Raw genomic sequence first — 15,464 nt, forward strand, 5'->3', positions numbered from 1 at the left:
AGCTGGTGATAAGCCAGTTCGGGTAGCGCCCTTATCGCATAAGTGGCACGATTTTTTCGTGCAATTTAGGTGGTACCACGTCTAAGCGTCCTAATTGTGAACAACAATTAGGACGCTTTTTTAGTTGATAAGTAAAAATTGGAGGACTTTATTATGGCAAAAAAAATCATCTTAACCGGCGATCGACCAACTGGTAAATTACACATTGGGCATTACATCGGATCATTGCGCAACCGAGTTGCGATGCAAGACTCAGGCGAATACGAAGCATTCATTATGATTGCTGATCAACAAGCCTTAACGGATAATGCGCGCGATCCTGAAAAGATTCGTAACAGCCTTTTTCAAGTCGCTTTGGATTATTTATCAGTGGGCATCGATCCTGCTAAAACAACCGTCTTTGTGCAATCGCAAATTCCAGCTTTAAGTGAATTAACAATGCATTACTTGAACCTTGTGACGGTTTCGCGGTTGCAACGCAACCCAACTGTTAAGGCTGAAATTCAACAAAAGAACTTTGAACAAAGTATTCCAGCTGGTTTTTTAATTTACCCTGTTAGTCAAGCTGCTGATATTACAGCGTTCAAAGCAACAACCGTCCCAGTTGGTGATGATCAAGAACCAATGTTGGAACAAACCCGCGAAATCGTCCGGACGTTCAATAACGTTTATGGCCAAGAAATTTTGGTTGAACCAGAAGGCGTCTTCCCACCAAAAGGTGAAGGTCGCTTACCTGGCTTAGACGGGAACGCCAAGATGAGTAAGTCATTGGGCAACGCCATCTACCTATCAGACGACGCTGAAACGCTTGAAAAGAAAGTCATGTCAATGTACACTGATCCATTGCATATCAAAGTAACCGATCCTGGTCACATTGAAGGCAACACTGTCTTTACTTATTTAGATGCTTTTGATGATGATCATGAAAAAGTGGCTGAACTCAAAGCACAATATCAAGCTGGTGGTTTGGGTGATGTGAAGATTAAACGTTACTTAAACGAAGTCTTGCAAGCTAAATTCGCACCAATTCGTGAACGTCGTGCTGAATTCGAAAAGAATCCAGCAGCCGTTTATAAGATGTTAGAAGAAGGTAGCAAGAAAGCAAATGCCGTTGCAGAACAAACGCTTAAAGAAGTACGCGATGCAATGGGGATTAATTATTTCAACTAAATTTTGTTAATGAAAGCTTGATTGAACGCCAGTTAGGAGATCAATCAAGCTTTTCTTATGGCATTAAAAAAGTGAAAAAAGTTAAGCCTTTTTATGGTAATTTACTAGTGCATATGAGAAACTTAACTCAATTTATTGAGTCTGAAAATGCTCTTTCAATCAACCGCAGTGGGTTATATTTAGCGCGTGAGAAAAAGGGGGAATTCATATGCATGATTTTACTAAGGGTAATCCATTAAAAGTGATTATTTTGTTTACCGGACCATTGTTGATTGGTAATATTTTTCAACAATTATACAGTGTTATTGATACTCTAATTGTTGGACGAACAATTGGTGTCAATGCCTTGGCAGCTGTTGGGTCGACTGGTGGCTTAAATATGCTGATTATTGGTTTTTGTACAGGGACGACAGCTGGTTTATCGATTTTGACAGCCCAACGTTATGGTGCACAAGATTATCGCGGTGTGAAGCGTAGTTTTGCAACCAGTATCCTAATTAGTTTGGTGATTACAGTAATCTTAACCATTTTGAGTATGGTGTTTTCGCGGCAGATATTAGTTTTGATGAAGACACCAACGGCGATTATTGCTGATGCCCAGCAGTTTATTATGATAATTTTCGCTGGTATTTTTGCTTCCATGGCTTTTAATTTATTATCGAATATTATCCGAGCACTGGGTGATAGTCGAACCCCACTTTTTTTCTTAATTGTGGGCGTGGTGGTTAATATCGTTTTAGATTTTATCTTTATTTTAGGATTTAAAATGGGTGTTGAAGGGGCTGGATTTGCAACAGTTTCCGCGCAAGTGGTTTCTGCTGTATTATGCTTAATTTATATTTATCGACGGATTCCAGCCTTGGTTTTACGGCGTAAAGATTTTCGGATAACGCCCAAAGAAGTTCGTGAGCATTTAAAAGTAGGCTTACCGATGGGATTTCAATCCTCAATTATTGCCATTGGAGCCATTGTTATTCAGATTATGTTGAATACACTAGGTGCAAGCGCAGTCGCAGCCTATACGGCAGCTGGCAAAATAGATCAACTTGCAAACCAAGTCGGTAATTCATTTGGTGTTGCACTGGCGACCTATGCGGCTCAGAATTATGGGGCTCGGCAGTACGATCGAATCCGGGTGGGCGTGCGGCAAACGTTATTGGTGTCGATTACCTTTAGTATTATAATGGGGGCTTTAATTATTACTTTTGGCCGACCATTAGTGAATATCTTTATCGGGACGCAACAGCCGCACGTAACGGCGTTAGCGCAAATTTATTTCCGCTATAATAGTAGTTGTTACTTTATTTTAGCGATCCTGTTTGCGATTCGCTATACACTACAGGGCTTAGGGCAGAGTGTGATGCCAACGCTAGCAGGATTGGCTGAGTTATTAATGCGGATTTTTGCAGGCATTATCTTAGTGAGGATGCTTGGCTTTACCGGGGCTAGCATGGCCAATCCATTAGCTTGGATTGGTTCATGTTTAGTCTTATTGGGATCATACTTTAAGACCATGCGGCAGTTAAAACGAAGAGCAGCAAAGCAAACGAAAAAAAAGGAGTCCCCAAATGTTTAAAAAACGATTCATTGGCGTTGTTGCGCTATTAGCACTTGTATTAGCGGGCTGTCAGGCTGAACAAACAACGACCCATAAACCGACACAAACAACGACGACTCACAAGCAAACCAAAGCAACGACCACTTTATCGAATAAGACGTTTAAAAGTGGTGATAAGCCGTATCTGGTTGTTAACCATAACAAATCGACGTTAGATGTGCGCCAATGGCAAACCGAACGGATTAAATATGGGGCGCGTTAGACGATTTGAATCGGACGACAACCAATACAGCTTATTTATCACATGATACGTTGGGACGTTCCAATACACGTGAACGGCAAAATTGGCGGCCAACCGGCTGGCATAACCAGCCCGTGATGATTGATGGCCACCGAGTAATACCTCAGAATCGTGGTCATCTGATTGCCTATGCAATATCTTTTAACTTCGATGAAGATGGCGTTTTTAAGAAGGGACAATTGGGCAGTAGTGACAATCCTAAGAATTTAGCCACCCAAACCGAATTCAGTAACCAGCGGACGATGCAGATTTTTGAAGATCAGGTTCGCCAAGCTTTAATTCGGCATAAAAAAGTAATCTATCAAGTGACGACTGTTTTCCGCGGATCAGAATTGATGCCACGTGGTTATTGGGTACAAGCAATTTCAACAGATAAGACATTGAATTTTAACGCCTATGTTTGGAATGTTGAGCCAAAGATGCAGTTCGATTATGCAACCGGCCGTGGTCGTGTTGATCAAACAATGAAGGTTGCCGATTATTACCCGGGCAATCGTTATACAAAATAGTAAGTAAAAAAGATTGGCAACCAAGTTTGACTGCCGATCTTTTTTAATTAGAGGAGAAATGATGATGACAGTAAAAAAAGCACAAGCACCGATTTTAATGGCGACTTTAAGTCCCTACCAGGAAGCATATTTTGAAACGGATGAAGCCTATGAAAATCAGTTAATTACTGAGGTGCCGTTAAAAGAAGTCACAATTAATATGGCCTATTTCAAGGGCAGCCACTTTAAAAATGTGCAATTTGAACAGGTGACGTTTGATAATTGTGATTTTCAAGACGTTTTTTTTGAGCATTGTGCGTTATTAAACTGTTCGTTTATCGGCAATACTTTTCAGCGAGTGGCTTTTGAAGGCTGCCAGTTAGTCGGGGCTGATTTTGCCGAAGCTGGTTTGCGGGATGTCCGCTTTGGCGCTTGCAAATTGGATTATGCGGGGTTCAACCAAACACGAATCCGACATGTGGATTTTGAAGAATGCTCGCTACAAGAAGTGGCGTTTGAATATGTCGACTGGCAGTGGTTGACGATGAGCGGTAATGATTTGAACGGGATTGATTTGACGGGGACTAATTTAAAAGCATTTGATTTGAGTCACAATACGTTTGAAAAAGCGGTCTTCTCACTCGATTTATTGCGTGGCGCAACCGTTAGCTCTGCCCAGACGTTAGTCATTATGAGTGCTTTACGGATTAATGTGCGTTAGGTGTAACTAACATAATTGTCATTTTGCTGAGTTTTTCTGTTGGATAGCTTATAATTAAGGTATCTCATTATCAAGAGGAGACTAAAATGAAAAATTTGGGTAGACGCATTTATCAAGGAATCCAGCGCCATTTAACACTATTAAAAGGCCTCTTTATCTTATCAGTCTTAGTATTTGTGATCTTTGAAGTCGGTCGTATTTTTCGAGATCTCAACGGAGAACAATTACGCGCAAGTTTGACCACGCAGAGTCCGTTAACGTTACTAGCGATGCTCGTAATTGGTTTTTTAGCGATATTACCAATGCTCAATTATGACTTTGTCATTGCGGAGTTGTTACCAGAAGAGTATTCGTTTTGGTATAAGGTCAAATCAGGCTGGATTGTTAATACATTTACGAATATCGCCGGCTTTGGCGGCTTTTTAGGTGCTAGTTTACGGGCTAACTTCTACGGTAAAAAAGCTTCGCAAAAAGAAATCTTAATTGCAATTTCAAAGATTGCACTCTTTTTATTAGCGGGTCTTTCGATTTGGTGTTTAATTAGCATCGTCTTAATCTTTGGCTTTGGCATTGGTCAAATTTATGCCAACTACTGGTTATGGTTAGTCGGCGGGGCTTGTTATTTCCCAGTATTACTCGGAAGTACCCGTCTGAAGAACGCGGCATTTTTTAGTGATTTATCCGTTAAACGGATTTTGCGCTTAACGGCAGGCTCATTCTTTGAATGGGGTTTTGCTGGTGGCTTCTTCTTGCTGATCGGTTATTTCTTGGAAATCAAAGGTGACTTATTACAAGTCCTACCATTATTCATGATTGCCAACATCATTGGGGTCATTTCGATGGTGCCTGGTGGGTTAGGGACGTTTGATTTATTCATGATCTTTGGGTTGAGTGCAATTGGCGTTGGTAATGCTGATGCAGTTGTTTGGTTATCATTCTACCGGGTATTCTACTACATCATGCCATTCTTGGTGGGGGTTGGCTTATTTACCCACGATGCGGGTAGTCGCTTAAATCACTACCTTCAAGGCCTACCACGGCAGATTATGCAAAAAATCGCGCACCACTTTATCGTCTTTTTCCTCTATATTTCGGGGATTATTTTACTATTAGTAGCGACTGTGCCAAACTTTGCGATTACCAATACCGTGATCGGTCAACTTTATCCTTACACGTTCTTTTTCCTAGACCGGGTGACGAATATTATCGTGGCCTTTGTCATGCTAGGGTTAGCACGCGGGGTTGCTAACCGGGTAAAACGGGTTTATTGGCCATTGATGATTTTATTGGTGATTGCGATTGCCAATACCCTATGGCGTGACTTCTCGATTAAGTTGGCTGTTTTCTTGATCCTTGTCTTATTAGCTAGCCTCTTATTGAAACGGGAACTTTATCGTGAAAAGATTGAATTCTCATGGAATGATCGAATCGTCGATGGCGCCATTTTTGTCGGCGTCTTCTTGCTATATAGTTTTGTCGGAATCGCGAACTCACCACACTTGCATCACCGTAAACCAGTACCAACGGCGTTATTATTCCCGTCGGAACGAATTTGGCTTGTCGGGTTTGTTGGCTTGTTAGTGGCAGCGGCAACGTTGTTCATCGTTTTCCGCTATCTAAGTCGTGGTGGGCATAAGATCGCAACACCATTTGATGAAGCGCGAATTAGCAAGGTGATTGCGGAATACGGCGGCAATGAAGTTAGTCATTTGGCTTATCTAAAAGACAAATCAGTTTACTTCTATCAAGAAGATGGCGAAGATCAAGTCTTCTTGTTATTCCGAAAAAAAGCGGATCGCTTGATTGTGATGGGCGAACCAGTCGGAAATCCAGACAAGTTTATAGATGCGATTGAAGCATTGATGCGCGAAGCCGATTTGATTGATTGTCATTTGGCGTTCTATGAAATCTCGGCTGAGTTAACGATGCAATTACATGAAATTGGGTTTGATTTCATCAAGTTTGGTGAAGAAGGGTACGTGAAGTTGGCTGACTTTACGTTAGTTGGTAAGAAGCGCCGTGCTGAGCGGGCCTTGATGAATAAATTTGAACGTGAAGGTTATCAATTTGAATTATTGACGCCACCATTTTCAGATGACTTAATGGCTGAATTGAAGGCCGTTTCGGATGATTGGCTTGATGGGCGGGTTGAAAAAGGCTTTTCACTGGGCTTCTTCGATCCTAATTATTTACAACAGGCAGCCATCGCTGTGATTTATGATCCAGAGCATCGGATTGTGGCTTTTGCCAATGATATGCCAACTGGGACGAAAGAAGTTTCAAGTATTGACCTCATGCGCCACAGAAAAGACGCGCCATCTGGTATAATGGATGAAGTTTTCATTAGTCTTTTTGAACACAACAAAGCAGAAGGTTATGAGTACTTCAATTTAGGGATGGCGCCACTGGCCAATGTGGGGACGTCAGAATTCAGTTTTATTGAAGAAAAAATCGCGCATTTGATTTATGAATATGGCTATCACTTCTACGGCTTCCAAGGCTTACGGACGTATAAGAAGAAATATACGACGAAGTGGATTCCTAAATACATTGCTTATCAAAAGCGGACCTCAATTATCTTTACGATGCTCCAAATTCTATTAGTAGTGAACCAAAAAGTGACGGAGACACCACAACGAAAAGGACTCGCAGGTCATTTTATGCGTTTTGTTCAAATCGGCAACTTAACTAACAATCAAGACAAATGAGGTTCTTAAATGACAGATTATTATTATTCAAAAAATCCGGAAGTTGAACACGCTGAGAAAAATTGGACGTTTGAACTACGGGGCTTTAATTTCAAGTTCACGACTGACAATGGTGTGTTTTCCAAAAATACTGTGGATTACGGTTCACGGGCATTACTAGATGCCGTTGATTTAAGCGAGACGCCAGCAGGTCCCATCTTAGACATGGGTTGCGGTTACGGGCCAATTGGGATGACACTTGCTAAACTAGCACCTGAGCGTCAAATCGACATGGTCGATGTTAATGAACGCGCACTTGGTTTAGCACAAAAAAACTGCGATTTGAATCAAATCCAAAATGTTGCAATCTTTGAATCAGCTGAATATCAAAATGTGACGGCGCAATACGCTGCGATTTTGACGAACCCACCAATTCGAGCTGGCAAAACAGTTGTTCAAAATATTTTGAAGGGTGCCTACGATCACTTGTTACCAGATGGTGAATTAGACGTCGTGATTCAAAAGAAGCAAGGCGCACCTTCAGCTAAGCAATTAATGGCGGATACTTTTGGTAATGTACAAATCATTCATAAGGATAAAGGCTACTATATTTTACAAAGTATTAAGTTAAAATAATGTTGAGCCGATAAGACGTCAAACAGGCTGGGATATGCTAAAATAGGGCTATAGTGTAAGGAGGTTGATACAATGAAAATGAGATATAAGATTCTAATTGGTGTTGGTGTCACAGCGGGGGTCGGTGCAACAGCCACTTTCGTTGGTTCTAAGGCAATCATCGAGAAAGTTGAACGCTACCGTAAACGTTTGGCAGTTAAAAACTTTGTCAAAGATAAACTACATGGTAATCAAAAGGCATTGGAATTGGTTGATCAACTTTCCGATGCAGACGTGAATAATTTATTAGGGGCGGCTGATAAGCTCAACCAATTAAAGGATAAGCTAGGCGAACAAACCGATAATATTCCAGAAATGATGGAAGACTTACGGCAAACGTTGACGGCTTATGCGACGAAAGTCAAAGAACGGCTATAAAAAACGACTAAGAGTGTTTCTAGGACAAAGATGTCTTTTGTTTTAGGGACACTCTTTTGATTGGTAAAGGGGTTAGTGAATTGGGATATACACAAACTGAGATTGATCAGTGGATGCAAGTTGCAATTGATGAAGCGAATCAGGCACGGATTATTGGTGAAGTACCGATTGGGGCGGTTATCGTGAAGGACGGCCAGATTATTGGTCGGGGGCACAACATTCGCGAACACGCACAGGATGCAACGTTACATGCGGAGATCATCGCGATTCAAGAAGCTTGCATGGTTGAAAAGAGTTGGCGCTTAGAAGACACGGCGATTTTTGTAACGTTAGAACCGTGTCCAATGTGTGCCGGGGCGATTACTAACAGTCGAATTCCAAATGTTTATTTTGGCGCTAGCGACCCAAAAGCCGGTGTGACTGGCACCTTGATGAATCTTTTGACGGACAAACGGTTTAATCACCAAGCGACAGTGGTGGCTGGTGTGCGCGAAGTTGAATGTGCCGCCTTATTACAGACTTTTTTCAAAAAAATTCGGGAAAATCGTCGAAAAAAGAAGAAAAAAACTGGTAATTTTAAACCTAATCAGGTAGAATAAGAGTTGCCGTAAGGCCTTGAGACAATGATGAGCCTACGAATCGTGTCAGGTTCGGAAGAAAGCAGCACTAAGTTTGTTTTATCATGTGTCTTAAGTTTTTTAGAAATTAACCAGGATTAGGTCAATATGACTTAATCCTTTTTTAGTGCCTAGTGTGTTTCAGGCGGTCATATTGTGTAGGCTTAGCCTCGTCACGTGAATAAGCGACGTGGTCGATTGTTTGCGCGGCGCTGCTAACCGTAACAATATGTCTGAAAAAGCACGTTGATTCAGAAGATGCAGGGAGACTGAAGCTAAAATTATTTTTGGAGCAGTCTCTTTTTTAGTGCCTTTAGGCCCTAAAAAATACTGTAAAATATGCTAAAATGGAACAAGTAGTTTTTTTAAATAATAGGACGATTAGGTGAAAGGCGGAGGTCATTAAATGAGCTATCAAGCTTTATATCGGGTTTGGCGGCCACAACGGTTCGATGATGTCGTTGGGCAAGAAACAATGACCCAAACATTAAAAAACGCCATCATCACAAAACAGACGAGTCATGCCTATTTATTTACGGGGCCGCGGGGGACTGGGAAAACGTCCGCTGCGAAGATTTTTGCCAAGGCGATTAATTGTCATTATCAAAAAGATGGCGAACCTTGTAATGAATGTGAAACGTGTCGGGCAATTACTGCCGGTGCGTTAAATGATGTGATTGAAATTGATGCGGCTTCAAATAACGGGGTTGAAGAAATTCGGGATATCCGGGATAAAGCGAAGTATGCCCCAACCCAAGCCGATTATAAAATTTATATTATTGATGAAGTCCACATGTTATCCACCGGTGCGTTTAATGCGCTGTTGAAAACATTGGAAGAACCACCAGCCAACGTGGTCTTCATTTTAGCAACGACCGAAGTTCACAAGGTGCCAGCGACGATTATTTCGCGGACCCAACGCTTTAACTTCAAGCGGATTACGGCTGCTGATTTATTCAAACGGATGGCTTACATCTTGGAACAAAAAGAAATGACTTACGATCCAGCTGCGTTAAAAGTGATCGCTAAAGCTGCTGAAGGTGGGATGCGAGATGCACTGAGTATCTTGGATCAGGTCTTATCCTTTAGTGATAATCACGTCACTTTAGAAAACGCGTTGGATGTGACGGGGAGTTTGACGGAAGCTTTACTAGCCGATTACGTACAAACAATTCACGATCACGCGCCTAAAGCAGCGTTGCAACTATTGCAACAGATATTAGCTGAGGGTAAAGATGCCCAACGCTTTGTTGAAGATTTAATCGAATATGTACGTGATTTATTGATGTATCAACAAGCACCTGAATTGGTAATGGCTAATGAAATGGATTTATTGGACGAACACTTCAAACAACTTAGTGATGCCTTGAGCGCCGAACAATTGTATACGGTGATCGATATTTTAAATGAAACGCAACAACAACTACGGTTCACTAATCATCCAGAAATCTATTTGGAAGTTGCAACGGTGCGTTTGACGCAACAACCAGTGGCACCTGCGGCCGTTAGCGCCAATGTTTCAGACCCAGCCGATAATGAGCAAGTGACCCAATTAAGTCAACAAGTTGCTCAATTACAAGCTGCCTTACAGAAATTAGAAACGGCCGGACCAAGTGCGCCTGTTCAACAAGCAAAACCTAAACCAGCTAAGAAAATTAGTAAGAAGGTCAACCGCAAGTTGATTTATCCGGTACTTGCGGATGCTACTCGGACTAATTTAGAAAACTTAAAAGAAGTTTGGCCAGATTTATTAAATATGTTAGATGTTACCAAACGAGCGATTATGCGGGTTTCTGAACCGGTAGCAGCGAGTCAAAGTGGCGTCGTTGTCGCTTTTAACTACGAAATTTTATTCGAACGGGCTAATAACGATCAGGATTTATTGACGGTCCTAGAAAACGGCTTAAACCGGTTAACGGGCAATCCGTTTAAAGTGGTCTTAGTACCGCAAGATAATTGGCCAGAAATCCGGAAAGAATATTTGCAAAATCATGCGGTTTCAGGTCATAATAATGAGGACCAACCAACGACGACTACCGAAAAAGCACCGGCGCCTGAAGTTAGCGAAGTTGTGCAGCAGGCCCAAGCGTTATTCGGGGATGCAGTCGTTGTTCAAAAAGATTAATTTAAAAATTGAGAGGATGTTTTAAAATGCGCGGAATGGGTAATATGCAAGGTATGATGAAACAAATGCAAAAAATGCAAAAAGAAATGGGTCAAACACAAGACGAATTAAACAGCACTGAATTCGTTGGTAAGGCTGCTAACGATGCTGTTGTTGTGACCATGACTGGTGACAAGAAGATGAAAGATATCGCCATCAAACCAGAAGCTGTTGATCCAGATGACATTGATATGCTTCAAGATTTAATCATCATGGCAGTTAACGAAGCAATGGTTGATATCGATAAACAAACACAAGCTAAAATGGGCAAGTTCACAAAGGGCCTCCCATTCTAAGGTAACCGAATAAGGAAGTGCACATATGCAATATCCAGAACCAATTGCGAAGTTGATCGAAAGTTATATGAAGTTACCAGGCATTGGTAACAAAACAGCAACGCGATTAGCTTTTTATACGATTGATATGAATGAAGATGACGTGACTAACTTTGCCAAGAATCTGATTTCAGCACGCCGAGACCTCCATTATTGTAGTGTCTGTGGCAATATCACTGATGAAGATCCTTGTGAGATTTGTCGGGATACCGCGCGTAGTCAGGAAATGATTTTGGTGGTCGAACAACCTAAAGATGTGATGTCGATGGAACGGATGAACGATTATCACGGTCTCTATCACGTCTTGCACGGGGTGTTGTCACCAATTGAAGGTAAAGGGCCAGACGATATTAATATTGCTAATTTAATTAAACGACTCCAAAAAACACCAGCTAAAGAAGTCATCATCGCCACCAATGCAACGCCAGAAGGGGAAGCAACGGCGATGTATATTTCACGGCTAATTAAGCCGGCCGGGATTAAAGTCACTCGCTTAGCCCATGGTTTAGCGGTCGGGAGCGATATTGAATATGCGGATGAGATGACTTTATTAAAAGCTGTCGAGGGTCGTCAAGAAATCTAGAAATGGTGGGGTTATAATGTTCGGTAGACGAAAACCAACGCTAAGAGAAGCTGGCGATGAAGCGTTACTTGATTTGATTTATCAAGTGAAAGATAAGTGGCGCTCAGCACAAAAAACGCAAGCAAACGTTAGAGGACTAGATCAAACGTTGGAGATGGAAAGTAAGATTCAACAAGCAAAGTTCGAATTTTTATACCGACAAGCACGTCAGCGCAAGGTGGCCAGTGATGCCGTTTCGCGTGAAGTAGCCAGCCGTAATGCTTTAAGATAACCAAAAAAAGATTGGACCCTTGATAAAAGTGATTTTATCGGGGGACCAATCTTTTTATTAGCGAACTTTTAACCCCTTCCCTTTACCTTGTTTGCTCAATCAAGTAAAATAAGAGTAACTCTATTGATGAAGAAGGTTGTTGTGTGGTAGGCAAATTAATTACGTTTGAAGGACCAGATGGTGCCGGTAAGACCAGTGCACTCGAAGCAGTCGTGGCACGCTTACAAAAAGAAGTGTCCCAAGAAATTGTCGTGACACGTGAACCAGGTGGCAATCCAATCTCTGAACAGATTCGCCAGATTATCCTGGATGTGAAGAATACGGCGATGGATGATCGAACAGAAGCATTATTATACGCAGCAGCTAGAAGACAACATATTGTTGAAAAGATTCAACCGGCACTTGCAACCGATAAACTCGTGATCTGTGATCGGTTTGTGGATAGTTCAATTGCTTATCAAGGTGCTGGGCGCGGGATTGGGGAAGAGGCAGTGGCGCAAATGAATTTATTTGCTACTGACGGCCTCACGCCAGATTTAACGTTATACTTAGATGTGCCTTCTGAAGTCGGGTTAGCCCGGATTAAGCAGCATCGTCAAAATCAATATGACCGCTTGGATCAGGAAAAATTAGCATTCCATCAAAAAGTGCGTCAATCTTATTTGAAACTAGCACAGGCGCACCCAGATCGGATTAAAACAATTGATGCCTCACAACCCCTTGAAGCGGTTGTGACACAATGTTTACAAGTCATCGCACAAGCAAATCCGCATTTATTTGAAGTATAAGGGGAGAGATTAAGATGAAATTATTATTAGCAATCGTCCAAGACAAAGACAGTAACTTATTAAGTAGTGAATTAATTGATGCCAACATTCGAGCAACGAAGTTATCAACAACTGGGGGCTTTTTGAAATCTGGCAATACAACGTTTATCGTGGGGATTGAAGACGAACGGGTCCCAGAAGCATTGAAGATTATTGAAGAAACGTGCCAAGCACGCGAACAATTCATGACACCTCCTATCAATATGGATGCCACAATGGACAGTTCAATGTCTTACCCTATTGAAGTACAAGTCGGTGGGGCAACCGTCTTTGTGATGCCAATCGAACAATTCCACCGCTTCTAAACAATGGCCACTTTAACAATTGAACAAATGCAACCCAAGCTTGTCCAGCAGTTTGCCCAGATTATTGCGCGTGGGCAGTTAGCACATGGTTATTTATTAGCCGGTGCACAAGGTGTGGGTAAGATGCAATTGGCACAATGGTTAGCACTGCGTCTTTTTTGCCAACAGGTCAATGAAGACAGTCAACCTTGCTATCAATGTCCTGAATGCCAGCGGATTTTAACTGGGAATCATCCCGATGTCGTCGAAATTAAACCAGACGGTAAGAGCATTAAAATTGCTGATATTCGCTATTTGAAGCAAGAAGTTGCTAAGAGTGGGATGGAATCGAGTCAGCGGCTTTTCATTATTGAAGCGGCAGAGACATTGACGGCTAGTGCGGCCAACAGTTTATTGAAATTTTTGGAAGAACCGGCGCCAAACGTCTACGCAATTTTATGTACCAGCAATAAGAATCTGATGTTACCGACGATTTTATCGCGGCTTCAAGTGATTGACTTAGCCAATCTGCCGAAGGAAATGGTGCGTCAACAATTTGAAGAAGCGCAGATTTTACCAGCGCAGGCACAGCTGTTGAGTCACTTGACGAGTGACTTAACGCAGGCCCAACAATTATTGGCCGAAGACTGGCTGATGCAAGTCGTTGCTAAAATCACGAGTTGGGCCCAAAAAGTTGCCCAAAAGGATTTGGAGAGTTTTGTAACGATTCAAACGCAACTACTACCGTTATTGACAGATCGGTCCCAACAAAAGATCGCCTTAAACTTAATTGGTTTGTGGTATCAAGATCTTTTAAACTGCCGGTATGATTTGGCGGGTGATCTTTGTTTTAGTGAGTATCGCACACAGTTAAACACCATTAGTCAACAAATGACCGCAGCGGAGATTGTGGCGCAAACAGAATTCGTTTTAACGGCCCAACGCACGTTTGAACAAAATGTGAGTTGCCAAAACGTCTTAGAGAGTTTAACGTTAAATTTAATCGCAGTAGCATAGCGGATCGTAGTTCAAAAATTAGCTTAAAAGGCCATCGGGAGGATGTAAACGTTGAGTAAAACAGACTTATACGAACAATTATTAACTATTGAGCAGCAGGCCAAGTTAACGTTTGACGGCATCACTGAAATGAAGGCAGTTTTATCTAAAGTTCTGGAAGAAAATGCAGAATTAGAGATTGAAAATAAACACCTCAGAGAACACCTTCAGGAATTACAACAAACAACTGAGGAAACTGACACCAAAGATTTATCGCAAGGTTTGTCTAAGTCTAAACAAAATTTACAGAATCTGTATGAAGAAGGCTTTCATATCTGTCCTTATTTCTATGGCTCGCGACGTGAAAACGACGAACCATGCGCCTTTTGTAACGACGTTATTTATGGCGAACGGACAGCTGATTAATCATTAAGCAACGCAAACAGGGCGCTGAGGCAAGATTATTTGTCGCGGCGCCCGCTTTTATAAGCTCGAGTCATTACGGCGTGAAGGGATAATTAAACATGCAAACACAATCTAGTTTTAAAACAACCACTCAAGGGGTGCTCTATTTGGTGCCAACACCAATCGGCAACTTGGGTGATATGACTTACCGCGCAATTGAGACGTTAAAAAACGTTCAGTTAATTGCGGCTGAAGATACACGCAATACGCAAAAATTATTGAACCACTTTGAAATTGAAACCAAACAAATTAGTTTCCACGAACATAATACGCAACAACGGATTGAAACGTTGATTGAAAAATTGGAAGCAGGCGACGATATTGCCCAAGTTAGTGATGCGGGGATGCCATCGATTAGCGATCCGGGTCATGAATTGGTCAAAGCTTGTATCGAAGCCAATATCGCAGTCGTACCACTACCAGGCGCAAATGCTGGGATTACGGCGTTAATTGCTTCCGGGATTACACCGCAACCCTTTACGTTCTTTGGCTTTTTACCACGTAAAGGTAAAGAATTAACGGAAACGGTCGCGCAATTAGCCTTAAAGCCGGAAACAACCATCTTTTACGAAGCGCCTCATCGTTTAAAAAAGACGTTACAAGCGTTGATTAACGGTTTTGGTGGCGAGCGCCAAGTGACTTTAGGCCGAGAATTGACGAAGAAGTTTGAAGAATTTATTCGCGGTGATTTACAAGAAGCCTTAACTTGGGCAACTGATAATGAAATGCGCGGTGAATTTGTGATTATCATAGCGGGCAACCCAACACCTCAAAACCTAAGTGTGGTGGACACCAATCCGACTTTATCACTATCAGAACAAGTCGAAGCCCAGATTCAACAAGGGGCTAGTCCTAATGTTGCCATTAAAACGGTCGCTAAGGCCAATGACTTGAAGAAACAGGTGGTCTACAACGCGTACCACGATTTAACAGAATAGAGGAAA

The 15,464-nt window shown here is 41.9% G+C and carries 18 protein-coding genes and 1 other RNA gene; all 19 read left to right on the plus strand.

Annotated elements, in window-relative coordinates; translation table 11 throughout:
* Positions 1-153: 153 nt before the first annotated feature.
* The 19 genes from trpS to rsmI all read left to right on the plus strand — a co-directional run bounded on the left by trpS (position 154) and on the right by rsmI (position 15,458).
* Positions 154-1,170, plus strand: a complete 1,017-nt coding sequence (trpS, locus tag NDN60_RS02645) for a tryptophan--tRNA ligase (RefSeq protein WP_096585441.1) — start codon at positions 154-156, stop codon at positions 1,168-1,170.
* A 208-nt stretch (positions 1,171-1,378) separates the two neighbouring features.
* Positions 1,379-2,746 carry an MATE family efflux transporter gene (locus NDN60_RS02650; RefSeq protein WP_011374037.1) on the plus strand — a complete coding sequence of 456 codons (1,368 nt, stop codon included), beginning with the start codon at positions 1,379-1,381 and terminating at the stop codon, positions 2,744-2,746.
* Complete coding sequence (locus NDN60_RS09355; protein ID WP_391486469.1) at positions 2,739-2,990, plus strand: hypothetical protein; 252 nt, start codon at positions 2,739-2,741, stop codon at positions 2,988-2,990. Before NDN60_RS02650 ends, NDN60_RS09355 begins: the two co-directional genes overlap by 8 nt.
* A 5-nt stretch (positions 2,991-2,995) precedes the next feature.
* Complete coding sequence (locus NDN60_RS02655; protein WP_391486470.1) at positions 2,996-3,538, plus strand: DNA/RNA non-specific endonuclease; 543 nt, start codon at positions 2,996-2,998, stop codon at positions 3,536-3,538.
* 64 nt (positions 3,539-3,602) lie between these two features.
* Positions 3,603-4,238, plus strand: a complete 636-nt coding sequence (locus tag NDN60_RS02660) for a pentapeptide repeat-containing protein (RefSeq protein WP_250790771.1) — start codon at positions 3,603-3,605, stop codon at positions 4,236-4,238.
* An 86-nt stretch (positions 4,239-4,324) separates the two neighbouring features.
* Positions 4,325-6,946 (plus strand): bifunctional lysylphosphatidylglycerol flippase/synthetase MprF, encoded by a 2,622-nt coding sequence (gene mprF / locus NDN60_RS02665; protein WP_056947766.1) that lies wholly within the window; start codon positions 4,325-4,327, stop codon positions 6,944-6,946.
* Between the two features lie 9 nt (positions 6,947-6,955).
* Complete coding sequence (locus tag NDN60_RS02670) at positions 6,956-7,561, plus strand: class I SAM-dependent methyltransferase (protein ID WP_011374042.1); 606 nt, start codon at positions 6,956-6,958, stop codon at positions 7,559-7,561.
* Between the two features lie 72 nt (positions 7,562-7,633).
* A complete protein-coding gene (locus tag NDN60_RS02675; protein ID WP_056947769.1) occupies positions 7,634-7,978 on the plus strand; it encodes a hypothetical protein in 345 nt (114 codons plus the stop codon).
* 80 nt (positions 7,979-8,058) lie between these two features.
* Entirely contained in the window at positions 8,059-8,577 is a 519-nt protein-coding gene (gene tadA, locus NDN60_RS02680) for a tRNA adenosine(34) deaminase TadA (RefSeq protein ID WP_099947535.1), read from the plus strand.
* Positions 8,578-8,584: 7 nt separating this feature from the next.
* Positions 8,585-8,682: signal recognition particle sRNA small type (gene ffs / locus NDN60_RS02685), an RNA gene on the plus strand.
* 319 nt (positions 8,683-9,001) lie between these two features.
* Positions 9,002-10,720 (plus strand): DNA polymerase III subunit gamma/tau, encoded by a 1,719-nt coding sequence (gene dnaX / locus NDN60_RS02690; RefSeq protein WP_099947244.1) that lies wholly within the window; start codon positions 9,002-9,004, stop codon positions 10,718-10,720.
* A 26-nt stretch (positions 10,721-10,746) separates the two neighbouring features.
* Positions 10,747-11,055, plus strand: a complete 309-nt coding sequence (locus NDN60_RS02695; RefSeq protein ID WP_056947773.1) for a YbaB/EbfC family nucleoid-associated protein — start codon at positions 10,747-10,749, stop codon at positions 11,053-11,055.
* A gap of 25 nt (positions 11,056-11,080) precedes the next feature.
* Positions 11,081-11,677 (plus strand): recombination mediator RecR, encoded by a 597-nt coding sequence (gene recR, locus NDN60_RS02700; protein WP_011374047.1) that lies wholly within the window; start codon positions 11,081-11,083, stop codon positions 11,675-11,677.
* Between the two features lie 16 nt (positions 11,678-11,693).
* The gene (locus NDN60_RS02705; protein ID WP_011374048.1) at positions 11,694-11,948 is read left to right on the plus strand and encodes a YaaL family protein; all 255 of its coding nucleotides are present in this window, start codon (positions 11,694-11,696) and stop codon (positions 11,946-11,948) included.
* A 143-nt stretch (positions 11,949-12,091) separates the two neighbouring features.
* Positions 12,092-12,736 carry a dTMP kinase gene (tmk, locus tag NDN60_RS02710; RefSeq protein ID WP_099947245.1) on the plus strand — a complete coding sequence of 215 codons (645 nt, stop codon included), beginning with the start codon at positions 12,092-12,094 and terminating at the stop codon, positions 12,734-12,736.
* A 14-nt stretch (positions 12,737-12,750) separates the two neighbouring features.
* Positions 12,751-13,080 carry a cyclic-di-AMP receptor gene (locus NDN60_RS02715; protein ID WP_011374050.1) on the plus strand — a complete coding sequence of 110 codons (330 nt, stop codon included), beginning with the start codon at positions 12,751-12,753 and terminating at the stop codon, positions 13,078-13,080.
* A 3-nt stretch (positions 13,081-13,083) separates the two neighbouring features.
* Positions 13,084-14,076, plus strand: a complete 993-nt coding sequence (gene holB, locus NDN60_RS02720; RefSeq protein WP_025016439.1) for a DNA polymerase III subunit delta' — start codon at positions 13,084-13,086, stop codon at positions 14,074-14,076.
* 51 nt (positions 14,077-14,127) lie between these two features.
* A complete protein-coding gene (locus NDN60_RS02725; RefSeq protein ID WP_011374052.1) occupies positions 14,128-14,481 on the plus strand; it encodes a DNA replication initiation control protein YabA in 354 nt (117 codons plus the stop codon).
* A gap of 98 nt (positions 14,482-14,579) precedes the next feature.
* On the plus strand, positions 14,580-15,458 hold the full coding sequence (rsmI, locus tag NDN60_RS02730; RefSeq protein WP_099947246.1) for a 16S rRNA (cytidine(1402)-2'-O)-methyltransferase: 879 nt from the start codon (positions 14,580-14,582) through the stop codon (positions 15,456-15,458).
* The last annotated feature ends 6 nt before the right edge of the window (positions 15,459-15,464 follow it).

Source organism: Latilactobacillus sp., assembly GCF_033176295.1.
In the GTDB taxonomy this organism is placed as follows: Bacteria; Bacillota; Bacilli; order Lactobacillales; family Lactobacillaceae; genus Latilactobacillus; species Latilactobacillus sakei.